This is a genomic window from Streptomyces sp. NPDC085944, assembly GCF_040686295.1.
GTDB classification, from domain to species: domain Bacteria; phylum Actinomycetota; class Actinomycetes; order Streptomycetales; family Streptomycetaceae; genus Streptomyces; species Streptomyces salinarius.
Map to the genome: position 1 here is coordinate 118,294 of NZ_JBFBJX010000007.1, position 14,205 is coordinate 132,498.

The following is a 14,205-nucleotide window of genomic DNA, read 5'->3' on the forward strand; positions in this document are numbered from 1 at the left end:
ACCGGAATCGCCGGAAGCACGGAATCACCGGGTCACTTGGTGACGCCCGCGTCCTTCAGCGCCTTCTGCCACGCGTCGGGCGTGCTCGGGGTCTCGATCACCTTGTCGTTGATCTTGATGGTCGGGGTCGACTGGACGCCGTCGGACTCGTCGAAGGACTTGCTCATCCGCATCGCCCAGGCGTCGTAGGTGCCCTTCTCCACGGCGTCCTGGAACTTCTTGTTGTTCTTCAGGGCGTCGACCGAGTTCGCCACCTTGATCAGGTAGTCGTCCTTGGCGAACTCGTCGGTCGACTCCTCGGGGTGGTACTTCGTGGAGTAGAGCGCCGTCTTGTAGTCGACGAAAGCCTCCGGGCTGACGTTCAGCGCCGCGCCGAGCGCGCTCAGCGCGTTCTTCGAGCCCTCGCCGCCCAGGTTGCCGTCGAGGAAGGTGCCGATGGTGAAGGACAGCTTGTAGTCGCCGTCCTCCATGCCCTTGTTGACGGTCTCGCCGATGCTCTGCTCCATCGCCGCGCAACCCGGGCAGCGCGGGTCCTCGTAGAGGTGGATGACGTTGTCGGACTTGGACTCGCCCATGACGATCGTGGTGCCGTCCTTGCCGGAGGTGTTGGCCGGCGCCACCACCTTCGCCTCGGCGGCCTTCTCCCAGCCGGAGGGCTTGTTGCCCTGCACGACGGCGTAGCTGATGCCGCCGGCTATCGCCAGCACACCGACGATGGAGGCGGCCACGACGACCTGCCGCTTGACCTTGTCGCGCTTGGCCTGGCGCTCGCGCTCCTGGCGCAGGCGCTCACGGGCCGCCGTCTTCGCCGCCTGGCTGTTCCGCTTGCTCATGATGATCTCTCCGGGGACGCGCACACGGGGGTGTGCGGAAGTACGTATGGGGGGACTGCCGTGCTCGGTGGGTGCTCGTGCGACTGCTGCGGCTCGGGTGCCGGGTCACACGAGGGCGGTCACCGGGCGCGGGGGTCCGCGACGTCCCAGGGAGTGGGTGAGGATCCGCTCACGGGCGCCGGTGGTGCGGCGGACCGGGGGGAGCGGGCGGCGCGCCGCCGGGGCCCGGCGTGCGCTCACGGCCGCGACGGCGAGCAGCAGCGGCCGGAAGGTGGTCGCGGCCACCGCGCCGAGCAACTGGGCCAGCGCCCGCTCGCCGCGCCGCAGCCAGGCCGCCGCGAGCAGCCCGACGCCGACGTGCGCGCCCAGCAGCAGCCAGGCGGTGCCGGGGTCGGCCTGGGCCAGCACCGATGCCATCCGGTCGGTCTCGGCCCCGGTGACCCGGGTCAGCGGGGCCGTCACCCCGGCGTGGATGCCGGTCCCGTCGCCGCACAGCACGTCGAAGCCGACCGAGCGCAGCGGGCCCGCGACCGGGCCGCCCGCCCGGCCGTAACAGACGTGCTGGCCTGTGGTGAACACCGTGTCGGCGGCCAGCTCCAGCGGGATCAGCAGGACGGCGATCCGCCCGAAGCCGCGCTCGCGCCGCCCGGCCAGGGCGTAGGCGATCAGGAACACGGCGGCGGCGACCGCGGCCACCGTGGGGACCGGCAGCGGAACCCCGGACAGCAGCACGTGCGACGCGGTGCTGAGGGTCACGGCGAGGGCCGTGAACAGCGCCGCGCGTACGGCTCTGAGCGGGGTTCCGGATATGTCCATAGCAGTAGAAGAGTGTGGCACGGGCGCCGGTAAGAGACCCCTAAAAGGTTCCTGTGAGACAGCCGACGGTTACCGAACCGGAATGGTCACAGACCCGGGATGCGGCCGTTGCGGAACAGGTCGACGAAGGTCTGGTGGTCGGCACGCGCGCGTGCGCCGTACCGGTGCGCGAAGTCGACCAGCAGCGGCGCGAAGCCCTCCTCGTCGGCCGCGATCGCCGCATCGATGGCCCGCTCCGTGGAGAACGGCACCAGGGACTCCCCGGACTGGTCGTCGGCCGCCGCGTGCATGGTGGCGGTCGCCCGGCCCAGGTCGGCGACGACCTCGGCGATCTCCTCCGGGTCGTCGATGTCGCCCCAGTCCAGGTCGACGGCGTACGGCGAGACCTCCGCGACCAGCTGCCCGGCGCCGTCCAGCTCGGTCCAGCCCAGCCACGGGTCGGCGTGCGCCTGCAGGGCGCGCTGGGAGATCACCGTGCGGTGGCCCTCGTGCTGGAAGTAGTCCCGGATGGCCTGGTCGGTGATGTGCCGGGAGACGGCAGGGGTCTGGGCCTGCTTGATGTAGATCACGACGTCGTTCTCCAGGGCGTCGCTGTTGCCCTCCAGCAGGATGTTGTACGAGGGCAGGCCGGCCGAGCCGATGCCGATGCCCCGGCGGCCGACGACGTCCTTCACGCGGTAGGAGTCCGGGCGGGCCAGGGAGGACTCGGGGAGCGTCTCCAGGTAGCCGTCGAAGGCCGCTAGCACCTTGTAGCGCGTGGCGGCGTCCAGCTCGATGGAGCCGCCGCCGGGGGCGAAGCGGCGCTCGGAGTCCCGGATCTCGGTCATCGAGTCCAGCAACCCGAAGCGGGTCAGCGAGCGGGCCATCCGCAGCGCTCCCAGCAGCGGCCCCTCCGCGGTGTCCAGCGTGAAGGGCGGCACCTCGTCGCTCTTGGCGCCGGTGGCCAGGGCGTGGATCCGCTCGCGGTACGCGACGGCGTACACCCGCACCAGCTCGGAGATCTGCTCGTCGCTGAGGGCCTTCGCGTAACCGATCAGGGCGACGGAGGCGGCGAAGCGCTTGAGGTCCCAGGTGAAGGGGCCGACGTAGGCCTCGTCGAAGTCGTTGACGTTGAAGATCAGCCGGCCCGTGGAGTCCATGTAGGTGCCGAAGTTCTCCGCGTGCAGGTCGCCGTGGATCCACACCCGGGAGGTCCGCTCGTCCAGGTAGGCGCCGCCCTGCGGGTCACCGAACTCCGGATCCTCGGTCAAATCGCGGTAAAAGAGGCCGGCGGTGCCGCGGTAGAACGCGAAGGCCGAGGCGGCCATCTTCCGGAACTTCACGCGGAACGCCGCGGGATCCGCGGCCAGCAGCCGGCCGAAGGCGGTGTCGAAGACGGCGAGGATCTCCTCGCCGCGCCTCTCCTCGTTGAGCTGCGGGACCGACATGCCTGGTGCCTCCTGGTGCGGGTGGTGCCTGACGAGTGGAGCGGATCTCCACTCGGGCCAACGTTCGAACGGGTGCGGGAGTGCCCGTCCCCGAAGGTACGCGTGGGGAGCCCCGGAGTGTCAGTCCCGAGGCATAGACTTCGACGCTGACCCCCCGGACCGACCGCTGCCCGTCGCCCGTCCGTCGCTCGTAGTTCCCTGAGGAGGCCGAACGTGTCCAAGCCGCCGTTCACGCACCTGCACGTCCACACCCAGTACTCGCTGCTGGACGGTGCCGCGCGGCTCAAGGACATGTTCAACGCGTGCAACGAGATGGGCATGACGCACATCGCCATGTCCGACCACGGCAACCTGCACGGGGCGTACGACTTCTTCCACTCCGCGCAGAAGGCCGGGGTCACCCCGATCATCGGTATCGAGGCCTACGTCGCCCCGGAGTCCCGGCGCAACAAGCGCAAGATCCAGTGGGGCCAGCCGCACCAGAAGCGGGACGACGTCTCGGGTTCGGGCGGTTACACCCACAAGACGATGTGGGCGACCGACAAGACGGGGCTGCACAACCTCTTCCGCCTCTCCTCCGACGCGTACGCCGAGGGCTGGCTGCAGAAGTGGCCCCGGATGGACAAGGAGACCATCAGCCAGTGGTCCGAGGGCATCGTCGCCTCCACCGGCTGCCCCTCCGGCGAGGTCCAGACCCGGCTGCGCCTCGGCCACTTCGACGAGGCGCTGAAGGCGGCCGCCGACTACCAGGACATCTTCGGCAAGGACCGCTACTTCCTGGAGCTGATGGACCACGGCATCGAGATCGAGCACCGGGTCCGCGACGGGCTGCTCGACATCGGCAAGAAGCTCGGCATCCCGCCGCTGGTGACCAACGACTCGCACTACACCTACGCGCACGAGGCGACCGCCCACGACGCCCTGCTGTGCATCCAGACCGGCAAGAACCTCTCCGACCCGGACCGCTTCCGCTTCGACGGCACCGGCTACTACCTGAAGTCCACGGACGAGATGTACGCGGTCGACTCCTCCGACGCCTGGCAGGAGGGCTGCGCCAACACCCGCCTGGTCGCCGAGATGGTCGACACGACCGGCATGTTCGTCAAGCGCGACCTGATGCCGAAGTTCGACATCCCCGACGGCTTCACCGAGGTCACCTGGTTCCAGGAGGAGGTCCGCCGCGGCCTGGCGCGCCGCTTCCCGGGCGGCGTCCCCGAGGACCGCCAGAAGCAGGCCGAGTACGAGATGGACGTCATCATCCAGATGGGGTTCCCGGGCTACTTCCTCGTGGTCGCCGACTTCATCATGTGGGCCAAGAAGCAGGGCATCGCGGTCGGCCCCGGCCGAGGCTCCGCGGCCGGTTCGATCGTGGCGTACGCGATGGGCATCACCGACCTCGACCCCATCCCGCACGGCCTGATCTTCGAGCGGTTCCTCAACCCCGAGCGCGTCTCCATGCCCGACGTCGACATCGACTTCGACGAGCGCAGGCGCGTCGAGGTGATCAGGTACGTGACGGAGAAGTACGGCGCCGACAAGGTCGCCATGATCGGCACGTACGGCAAGATCAAGGCGAAGAACGCCATCAAGGACTCCGCGCGCGTGCTGGGCTACCCGTACGCGATGGGTGACCGGCTCACCAAGGCCATGCCCGCCGACGTCCTCGGCAAGGGCATCGACCTCAACGGCATCACCGACCCGACCCACCCGCGCTACAGCGAGGCCGGCGAGATCCGCTCGATGTACGAGAGCGAGCCGGACGTGAAGAAGGTCATCGACACCGCGAAGGGCGTCGAGGGCCTGGTGAGGCAGATGGGCGTGCACGCCGCCGGTGTGATCATGTCCAGCGAGCCCATCGTCGACCACGCCCCGATCTGGGTGCGGCACACCGACGGCGTCACCATCACGCAGTGGGACTACCCGCAGTGCGAGTCGCTCGGCCTGCTGAAGATGGACTTCCTCGGCCTGCGCAACCTCACGATCATGGACGACGCCGTCAAGATGGTGAAGTCCAACAAGGGCATCGACCTCGACCTGCTGTCGCTGCCGCTGGACGACCCCAAGACCTTCGAGCTGCTGCAGCGCGGCGACACGCTCGGCGTCTTCCAGTTCGACGGCGGCCCGATGCGCTCCCTGCTGCGGCTGATGAAGCCCGACAACTTCGAAGACATCTCCGCCGTGTCGGCCCTGTACCGCCCCGGTCCGATGGGCATGGACTCGCACACCAACTACGCGCTGCGCAAGAACGGCCTGCAGGAGATCACGCCGATCCACAAGGAGCTGGAGGAGCCCCTCCAGGAGGTCCTCGCGGTCACCTACGGCCTGATCGTCTACCAGGAGCAGGTGCAGAAGGCCGCCCAGATCATCGCGGGCTACTCGCTCGGCGAGGCCGACATCCTGCGCCGTGTGATGGGCAAGAAGAAGCCCGACGAACTGGCGAAGAACTTCGTCCTCTTCCAGGCCGGAGCCCGGAAGAACGGCTACAGCGACGAAGCCATCCAGGCCCTGTGGGACGTCCTGGTCCCCTTCGCCGGCTACGCCTTCAACAAGGCGCACTCGGCCGCGTACGGCCTGGTCTCGTACTGGACCGGCTACCTGAAGGCCAACTACCCGGCCGAGTACATGGCCGCCCTGCTCACCTCGGTCAAGGACGACAAGGACAAGTCGGCCGTCTACCTCAACGAGTGCCGGCGCATGGGCATCAAGGTGCTGCCGCCCAACGTCAACGAATCCATGTCGAACTTCGCCGCGCAGGGCGACGACGTGATCCTCTTCGGCCTCTCCGCCGTGCGCAACGTCGGCACCAACGTCGTGGAGTCGATCATCAGGTGCCGCAAGGCCAAGGGGAAGTACGCGTCCTTCCCCGACTACCTGGACAAGGTCGAGGCGGTCGTCTGCAACAAGCGGACGACGGAATCGCTGATCAAGGCCGGCGCCTTCGACGAGATGGGCCACACCCGCAAGGGCCTCACCGCGCAGTACGAACCGATGATCGACAATGTGGTCGCGGTCAAGCGCAAGGAGGCCGAGGGGCAGTTCGACCTCTTCGGCGGCATGGGCGACGAGCAGAACGACGAGCCGGGCTTCGGACTCGACGTGGTCTTCGGCGAGGACGAGTGGGACAAGACCTATCTCCTCGCCCAGGAGCGGGAGATGCTCGGCCTCTACGTCTCCGACCACCCGCTCTTCGGCCTGGAGCACGTGCTGTCCGACAAGGCCGACGCGGGCATCTCCCAGCTCACCGGCGGTGACTTCGGCGACGGCGCGGTCGTCACCATCGGCGGCATCATCTCCGGCCTCCAGCGCAAGATGACCAAGCAGGGCAACGCCTGGGCCATCGCCACCGTCGAGGACCTCGCCGGCTCCCTGGAGTGCATGTTCTTCCCGGCGACCTACCAGCTGGTGTCCACCCAACTCGTCGAGGACGCCGTGGTGTTCGTCAAGGGGCGCCTCGACAAGCGGGAGGACGTGCCCCGGCTGGTCGCGATGGAGCTGATGATCCCCGACCTGTCCAACGCCGGTGCCAACGCGCCCGTCGTGCTCACCATCCCGGCCACCCGCGTCACCCCGCCGATGGTCACCAGGCTCGGTGAGATCCTCACCCACCACCGGGGCGACAGCGAGGTGCGGATCAAGCTCCAGGGGCCCACGAAGACCACGGTGCTGCGCCTGGACCGGCACCGGGTGAAGCCCGATCCGGCGCTGTTCGGAGACCTGAAGGTGCTGCTCGGGCCGTCCTGTCTGGCGGGCTGAGCGGGAGAACGAGCGAGGGGCGCCCCCGGTTGCCGGGTGCGCCCCTCGTCGTGGTTGTCAGTTGTGGCCGAAGCGCTTGTTCCGCTTGCGCGAGGCCGCGTCGCCGGGCGTCGTCAGCTGCGGGGAGTGCTGCTCCTCGCGGTCCAGTACGGCCGCCTCGGCCGCCTGCGGGGAGCGCTCGGACCGGGGCTGCTTACGATCACGGTTGTTCTTGTTCTTGGCCATGGTGATCTACCTCCTGAGGGGGATCTAGGGGCCAGGGCCGGAACCAGATTCACACAGCCCAACAAAGAACGCATATCGGGCAATTACCGTCCGTGACGCGGTCCGTCGGGGTGCGGTACGCCGAAACGCCACGCCGAAGATCGAGTTCGGGCCGTTAACCTCCCCGCGGTCGGGCAGACTCGAAGGAAGCCCGAAGCAAACCTCCCGGAAAGAGGGTGGATCGCGTGGACCGCTGCATCGTCCTGGTGGACGCCGGGTATCTGCTGGGGGCCGCCGCGAGTCTCCTGGCAGGAGAGCCCTCACGCTCGCGCATCACCGTCGATCACGCCGCCCTCATCCAGGGGTTGCGCGACCGCGCCGAGTCCGACACGCAGCAGCCCCTGCTGCGCATCTACTGGTTCGACGGCGCTCCCGACCGCGTTCCGCAGCCCGAACACCGCCGCCTGCGGGTGATGCCCCGGGTCACCGTTCGACTCGGCGCCCTCACGCGCAGTGACGGGCGCTGGGCGCAGAAGGGCGTGGACGCCGCCATGCATGCCGAACTGACCGAACTGGCCCGCAACCGCGCCTGCTCCGACGTCGTCCTGGTCACCGGCGACGGCGACCTGCTGCCGGGCATGATGGCCGCCAAGGAGCACGGAGTCGCCGTCCACCTGTGGGCCGTACAGGCCGCCGACGGCGACTACAACCAGTCCGAGGACCTGGTCGCCGAGGCCGACGAACGCCGCGTCCTCGACCGTACGTGGATCACCAGGGCCGTACGCGCCAAGGAGGTCGGCGGCATCTGCGCTCCGCCGCCCGTGCCCCGCCCCGAGATCGCCGCCATCCTCTCCGCGCCGCTGCCCGAATCCGCCCTCTCCGCCGCGGGCCGGCGGCCCGCCGAGGCGCCCGAGCACCCCACCGAGGCGGCCGCCGCGCCGGGCGGCACCGACGAGCGGGCGGCGCCCGCCAAGGGCGTCCCCACCCCCAAGGACCTGGCCGCCCTGCGCGCCCCCGGCGCCCACCCCGCCCCGCAGCCGGCCAACGCCACCCTGCGCTGGTCCTCCGACAAGGGCTGGGTCGACCGGCCCGCCGCCGAGCCGTCCGAGGGCGCCTCGCTGCCGACGCTGGCCCAGCTCACCACGGCCGAGCAGCGCTGGGCCGACCGCGAGGAGGACATCACCACGGTCGGCGGCGACCCGTACGAGGTCGGGCAGGTCTTCGCCCGCCGCTGGCTCGAACGCCTCGGCGACCACGCCCACCTGCAGAAACTCTCCGGAATGTACCCGCGCATCCCGCACCGTGTCGATGGCGAGCTGCTGCGCTACGCGGCCCGCTTCGGGCTGCTCGCGCACAAGGACGACCAGATCGACGAACACGACCGGTACGCGATCCGGGCGGGCTTCTGGCGCGAGGTCGACGTGCGGACGGCGACCGAACGCACGCCCGCGGCGGAGTGAGGCGCTCCCGGCCCGCCCCCGTATTCCCTGGGCACACCCTCCGGCACACCCCCGCCGCACCCGGCTGAATCGACACTTATGGGCGGACCCGGGGACGGACCGGAGGGACCGACCCCGTACTCTCGTCCCTTGTGAGTACGCGCGCGGCACAGGCACCTCGACCCGGTGGCGATGCCGTGTGCGTGGTGCGCGAACTGACCAAGACCTACCCGGCCGTGCGCGGCAGGCGCGGCGCCCCGGCCGCCCCGGAGGTACGGGCCACCGACGACGTGACCCTGGACATCCGCCGCGGCGAGATCTTCGGACTGCTCGGACCCAACGGCGCCGGCAAGTCCACCCTCGTACGCCAGCTCACCGGCCTGATGCGGCCCGACGGCGGCAGCGTGGAGATCCTCGGGCACGACATCGTGCGCCACCCGGAGCGGGCCGCACGGATCCTCGCCTACCTGGGCCAGGAGTCCAGCGCCCTGGACGAGCTGACCGTGTCGCTCGCCGCCGAGACCACCGGACGGCTCCGCGGCCTCGAGGTGCGCCGGGCCCGCGCCGAGCGGGACGCCGTGCTCGAGGAGCTGGGCCTGACCGGGCTGGCCGGCCGCCCGATCAAGAAGCTCTCCGGCGGCCAGCGCCGCCTGGCCTGTTTCGCCGCCGCCCTGGTGGGGGAGCGCCCGCTGCTCGTGCTGGACGAGCCGACCACCGGCATGGACCCGGTGGCCCGGCGCGCGGTGTGGTCGGCCGTCGACCGGCGGCGCGCCGAACACGGCACCACCGTGCTGCTCGTCACCCACAACGTCATCGAGGCCGAGACCGTCCTCGACCGGGTCGCCGTCCTCGACCGGGGCCGCGTGATCGCCTGCGACACGCCGACCGGGCTCAAGGAGAAGGTCGCCGGAGAGGTCAGCGTCGACCTGGTGTGGCGCGAGAGCGCGCCGCTGGGCGTCCCGGAGGTCGCCGCCCTGCGCGACCGCGTCGTCGAGTCGGGACGCCGCTGGACGCTCCGGCTCGCCCCCGAGGAGGCCCGCGCGGTCGTCGCCACCGTCACCGGCGGCGCCGCCTTCGCCGCCCTGGACGACTTCACCCTGGCCACGCCCAGCCTGGAGGACGTGTACCTGGCGCTGGGCGGCGCCGCGCGGCAGGGGCTGGTGAGGGCGTGAGGACACGAGCGGTGAGCACACCGGCCGCAGTATCCGTACCCGTCGGGGCGAGCGCACCCGTGCGGGTGACCGTTTCGGACGACCCCGAGAACGACCCGAGCGAAGGGGAGCAGCGCGACGTGAGTGTCGTACCCGCCGATGCCCTTCAGGGCGCTGCCCCGGCAGCGGAGGGGCGGCGCCCGGCCGGCCCGGCCGAGCTGGGGCCCAGGGCGCGGCTGTGGCCCTCCCTGGTGGCCGTGTACCGGGCGCAGCTCTCCCGGGCGCGGGTCGCGCGCATCCCGCTGCTGTTCGTGGCGACCTTCCAGTCGATCGGCATCATGATCCTGATGCGGGGCGTCGTGGACGGCGGGGGCGAGGCGCGGGCCGTGGTCGCCGGATCGGCGGTGCTCGTCGTGGCCTTCGTCGCGCTGAACCTCCTCGCCCAGTATTTCGGCCAGCTGCGCTCCAGCGGCGGCCTCGACCACTACGCGACGCTGCCGGTGCCGCCCGCCGCCGTGGTGCTGGGCGCGGCGGGCGCGTACGCGTCCTTCACCGTGCCCGGGACGGTGGTCACGGCGGTTTTCGGATGCGTGCTGTTCGGACTGCCTATGACCCACCTGTGGGTGCTGGTCGCCGTGATCCCGCTGGCCGGTGCCGCACTCGCCGGACTGGGCGCCGCGCTGGGCCTGCTCGCGCCCCGGCCGGAGTTCGCCACGCTGCTGGGCCAGCTCGGCATGTCGGCGGCCCTGCTGCTCGGCGTGCTGCCGCCCGAACGGATGCCGCAGGTGGTGCGCCTCGCCCGGGACCTGCTGCCGTCCACGTACGGTGTGGAGGCCTTCGCCCGCACCTTCGGCGAACGGCCCGACTGGGGCTTCGTCCTCGGTGACCTCGCGGTGTGCGCCGCGGTCGGGGTGATCTCGCTGGCCGTGGCCACCTGGGCGTACCGCCGGGCCGCCGTCCGGTGACGCGCCGCACAGGCGGGTTTGGCACGATGGCACGGTGACCGCACCCTTGACTCCGCCACCGCCGCCGAACGAACGCCCGTCGTACCAGGGCGGGCCGGTGCCACCGCCCGTCGGCGCGCAGGCGGTGGGCGCCGCCGCGGTGGGTGCCGCGCCCGGCGGTTCGTACGACCCCCACGGTGATCCTCATGGCGAACAGGACGGCCCCGGGATGTTGAAGGAAGTGCGGCAGGCCGCCGTGACCGCGGTGGCGGTCGCGCTCTTCGGTGCGCTGCTGGGCGTGCTGTGGTGGAAGCTGGCGCCGAGCGTGCCGCTGGTGGGCGACGTGGTCGGCGACAGCTGGGTCGTCTACCTCAAGGACTCCGAGGGCGAGCAGGCGATCGGCGTCGACGGAACGTTCACGCTGCTCGCGCTGGCGTTCGGGGCGGTCAGCGCGGTGGTGGTCTTCCTGCTGCGGCGGCGCGGGGGCGTGCCGCTGGTGGTGGCGCTCGGCGTCGGCGGGCTGCTCGGGTCGCTGCTGGCGTGGCGGCTCGGGGTGTGGCTCGGGCCGGCCCAGGACGTGATCGCGCACGCGAAGGACGTGGGCAAGGGGGTCACGTTCTCCGCGCCGCTGAAGCTGGGGGCGAAGGGGGCGCTGCTGGCGTGGCCCTTCGCGGCGCTCGTGGTGCACCTGGGACTGACGGGGCTCTTCGGGCCCAGGGATGCTGAGCCGGATCCCTGGCCGGGGGCCGGGCAGTATGCGGCGGGGCCGTACGGGGGCGGGGGCAAGTAGGACTGCGTCCGGCTCACTGGCGGTGGGCGCGCGGCCGCGGCCCGGTGTTGCGTGGGTGCCTCCCCCGCTCCCGGCTTCGCCCGAGCGGGAGGTGCCCCAACCGCCCACCCGTGCCGCCCTGGGGGCACCTCCCGGGCCGGTTCAGGCACTGGGGGAGGCACGATGGCCGACAGCCGCGCGGGTCACGCGGATCAGGGGCGGGCGATGGGGGCCAGGGCCGCGTTGGTGAGGTCGGCCAGGTCGGTGGGGGAGAGCTCGACCTCCAGGCCGCGGCGGCCTGCCGAGACGCAGATCGTGGCGTGGGTCGAGGCCGAGGCGTCCAGGACGGTGGTGAGGCGCTTGCGCTGGCCCAGTGGGGAGATGCCGCCCCGCACATAGCCCGTGGTGCGCTCGGCCAGGGCCGGGTCGGCCATCGCCGCGCGCTTGCCGCCGACCGCGGCCGCCAGCGCCTTGAGGTCCAGCTGGCCCGCCACCGGCACCACCGCGACCGTCAGCGCCCCGTCGACGTCCGCCACCAGCGTCTTGAACACCCGCTCCGGGGAGACGCCCATCGCCTCGGCCGCCTCCTCGCCGTAGGACGGGTGGGCCGGGTCGTGCTCGTAGGCGTGGACCGTGTACGCCACTCCGGCCGCCGTGAGCGCCACCGTCGCGGGCGTGCCGCCGGGCTGCTGCTTCTTGTTCGCCTTGCTCGGCTTCTTCGCCATGCGGGCCAGTACCTCAGTTGAGACTCGTCGGGCCGCGCGTCAGTTCCGACGCCGGCAGGGAGGGCAGCGTACGGATGATGGAGGTCTCGGAGCGAAGGAGTTTCAGCTCGTCCCGCAGCCGTGAGGCGGTGTCCGGGGCCTGGAGCAGGCGCTGCTTCGTCGGCGTGTCCAGCATCATCGCGGCGGCGACCAGGTAGGAGACCACGCCCGGTTCGTCCGGCAGGTCGGAGCCGGTCGCCAGCGAGCGTTCACGGGCCCCCGCCAGCCGCTTCTGGTACTGCCGGAAGGACCGCAGCACGCCCTCGGCCAGCGCACCCGCCTCGTCGCCCGGCTCCTCGGGCAGGGGCTCCAGTTCGGCGGTGAGGAACGGGCCCGAGGCGTCCACGGAGGCCAGCCGCACCCGGGTGGTGCCGGTGGCGAGTACCTCGAAGGTGCCGTCGGCCCGCTCGCGGATCGTCGCCGCGTCCGCGATGCAGCCCACCTTGTGGAACACCTTGAGCGGGTCGGCCCCGAACCCGGCCGTCGGCCCGCGCTCCACGGTGGCCGTCGGGTCGGGCAGGCCCGGGGCGCTGCGGGCCACCTCGTGGCCGTCGCGGATCGCCACGACGGCGAACCGGCGTGGTTCGTCCTCCGGGGTTTTCAGCAACTCGCGCATCATGGCGCGATAGCGCTCCTCGAACACGTTGAGCGGAAGCACCAGCCCCGGGAACAGGACGGAGTTCAGGGGGAAGAGGGGGAGCCGGACGGTGGTCACGTCGCAGAAGCCTAATGGGCGCCCGTCTCCAGGTGTGCGCGGACGTCCGCCCGCACCTGGAGGAAGCGGCCCAGCGGGTCGGCGTCGTCGGTGCCCCGGTCCCACGGGAAGGACGTGACGTATGGGCCGGTCAGCCGCAACTGCTCCGCGGCGTCCCGGTGGCGTCCCAGGCGTACGAGGACGTAGACGAGCAGGTTCCGCAGCTCCGCCGCCCACGGATCGGCCGCCGGGTGGGCCGCCGAGAGGGCGGTGGCACGGTCGGCGGCGGCGTCGAGGCGGGGGCGGTGCGTGCGTACGGTGGTGCCCTCCGCGGCGGCACCCGCGCCCGTGCCCGGCGCTGTCAGGCAGGCGAAGGCCGCGCGCAGGGGCAGGGCCCGTACCAGCGCGTCCTCGGGGGCGTCCCGGGCGGCCGTCTCCGCGAAGTCCAGGCACTCGCCGTGGGCGCCGGGCGAGGCGTCGGCCAGGTACTCCAGGGCGGCGACGTGACTGCCGTAGTGGTGCGGGGAGCGGCGGACCGCCTGTTCCCACAGCCGCTCGAACTCGGCGTGCGGGGCGCGGGCGCCCCGTGCGGCGTCCAGCGCGGTCCGCCACGGCACCGGGTCGGCGGGGCCGGCGGTCTCGGCGGCGGCGACGACCGCGGGGACCACCTCGCGCAGGAGTTCGGTGCGGGCCGGTGAGTCCCAGTTCCGGTGGACCGTCAGCCGGGCCGCCACCAGCAGGGCGTCGGGGTCGTCCGGAGCCGTGGCGCGCCAGGTGTCGAGCCACTCGGCACGAGAGCGGGCGAAGGCGGCGAGCCGGGTCGCGTAGCGGTCGCGGTGGTCCCATTCGGCGTTCGCGCGGGTACCGGCGAGGAGACCGGCCGCGGCACCGTGCTCGCCGCGGGCCGCCGCGACGAGGGCGGGGGCGAGGCGGTCGTCGGGGGCGTCGAGGAGCACGTCGTCGTCCGGGGCGGGCCGCGGTGACCGGGAACGGGCCCGGGCAGCGGCGGTCCGCAGAAACGCGCGCAACATGGCCAGTACGACGGTCGAGACTCCGGGATGGTTGTGCGCCCCCGGGCCCTCCTTCGCCCGGCCGGGTTTCCCTCCAGCGCCGACCGGGTTCACCTGCCCCACCGACTGTGGTCCCACCCGCGCCGAACGCGGTCCCAGCCGCGTGGGCCGGGTGCCCCCCGCCCACGCCGGCGGTTGCCCCACTCGCGCCGGGCGGTGGCCTCACCGCACGCGCCGCCGGGCACGGGGCACGGCGCCGGGCCCGGCGGGGTGCGGGCCGCCCCTGGCGGGGCACCGGGCCGCCGCCCCGGGTCTCATCTGCGTCGGCCGGGTTTCTCCGCCCGTGCCGGACAGGGTCTCCCCGTGTCGGACGGGTTCCCTCTCCCGGCCGTGGTCCTGCC

Annotated in this window: 12 protein-coding genes; 5 read left to right on the forward strand and 7 right to left on the reverse strand. The window is 71.9% G+C overall.

Going from position 1 to position 14,205, the window contains the following annotated elements:
• Positions 1–32: 32 nt before the first annotated feature.
• From AB0P07_RS15930 to AB0P07_RS15940, 3 genes are all read right to left on the reverse strand, one after another.
• A complete protein-coding gene (locus AB0P07_RS15930) occupies positions 33–833 on the reverse strand; it encodes a DsbA family protein (RefSeq protein ID WP_365550589.1) in 801 nt (266 codons plus the stop codon).
• 105 nt (positions 834–938) lie between these two features.
• Positions 939–1,649: a hypothetical protein gene (locus tag AB0P07_RS15935; protein WP_365550592.1), complete on the reverse strand. Its 711-nt coding sequence runs from the start codon at positions 1,647–1,649 to the stop codon at positions 939–941.
• Positions 1,650–1,735: 86 nt separating this feature from the next.
• Complete coding sequence (locus tag AB0P07_RS15940; protein ID WP_365550595.1) at positions 1,736–3,076, reverse strand: DUF2252 domain-containing protein; 1,341 nt, start codon at positions 3,074–3,076, stop codon at positions 1,736–1,738.
• 213 nt (positions 3,077–3,289) lie between these two features.
• Here AB0P07_RS15940 and dnaE point away from each other — a divergent pair, with 213 nt between their 5' ends.
• Positions 3,290–6,829 (forward strand): DNA polymerase III subunit alpha, encoded by a 3,540-nt coding sequence (gene dnaE / locus AB0P07_RS15945; RefSeq protein WP_365550598.1) that lies wholly within the window; start codon positions 3,290–3,292, stop codon positions 6,827–6,829.
• Positions 6,830–6,886: 57 nt separating this feature from the next.
• Here dnaE and AB0P07_RS15950 read toward each other — a convergent pair whose 3' ends face one another.
• Entirely contained in the window at positions 6,887–7,054 is a 168-nt protein-coding gene (locus AB0P07_RS15950) for a hypothetical protein (RefSeq protein WP_365550600.1), read from the reverse strand.
• Positions 7,055–7,278: 224 nt separating this feature from the next.
• Between AB0P07_RS15950 and AB0P07_RS15955 the strand changes: the two genes are divergently transcribed.
• The 4 genes from AB0P07_RS15955 to AB0P07_RS15970 all read left to right on the forward strand — a co-directional run bounded on the left by AB0P07_RS15955 (position 7,279) and on the right by AB0P07_RS15970 (position 11,357).
• Entirely contained in the window at positions 7,279–8,493 is a 1,215-nt protein-coding gene (locus AB0P07_RS15955; protein ID WP_365550603.1) for an NYN domain-containing protein, read from the forward strand.
• A gap of 176 nt (positions 8,494–8,669) precedes the next feature.
• A complete protein-coding gene (locus AB0P07_RS15960; protein WP_365551272.1) occupies positions 8,670–9,644 on the forward strand; it encodes an ABC transporter ATP-binding protein in 975 nt (324 codons plus the stop codon).
• Between the two features lie 119 nt (positions 9,645–9,763).
• A complete protein-coding gene (locus tag AB0P07_RS15965) occupies positions 9,764–10,588 on the forward strand; it encodes an ABC transporter permease (RefSeq protein WP_365551275.1) in 825 nt (274 codons plus the stop codon).
• Positions 10,589–10,622: 34 nt separating this feature from the next.
• A complete protein-coding gene (locus tag AB0P07_RS15970) occupies positions 10,623–11,357 on the forward strand; it encodes an AAA family ATPase (RefSeq protein WP_365550606.1) in 735 nt (244 codons plus the stop codon).
• A 191-nt stretch (positions 11,358–11,548) separates the two neighbouring features.
• Here AB0P07_RS15970 and ybaK read toward each other — a convergent pair whose 3' ends face one another.
• Genes ybaK through AB0P07_RS15985 form a run of 3 tightly spaced genes read right to left on the reverse strand, consistent with a single transcriptional unit; the run spans position 11,549 to position 13,825 of the window.
• Complete coding sequence (gene ybaK, locus AB0P07_RS15975) at positions 11,549–12,061, reverse strand: Cys-tRNA(Pro) deacylase (RefSeq protein WP_365550609.1); 513 nt, start codon at positions 12,059–12,061, stop codon at positions 11,549–11,551.
• A 13-nt stretch (positions 12,062–12,074) separates the two neighbouring features.
• The gene (locus AB0P07_RS15980; protein WP_365550612.1) at positions 12,075–12,815 is read right to left on the reverse strand and encodes an LON peptidase substrate-binding domain-containing protein; all 741 of its coding nucleotides are present in this window, start codon (positions 12,813–12,815) and stop codon (positions 12,075–12,077) included.
• Between the two features lie 11 nt (positions 12,816–12,826).
• Positions 12,827–13,825, reverse strand: coding sequence for a hypothetical protein (locus tag AB0P07_RS15985; protein WP_365550614.1), 999 nt, complete (start codon positions 13,823–13,825; stop codon positions 12,827–12,829).
• Positions 13,826–14,205: the final 380 nt, after the last annotated feature.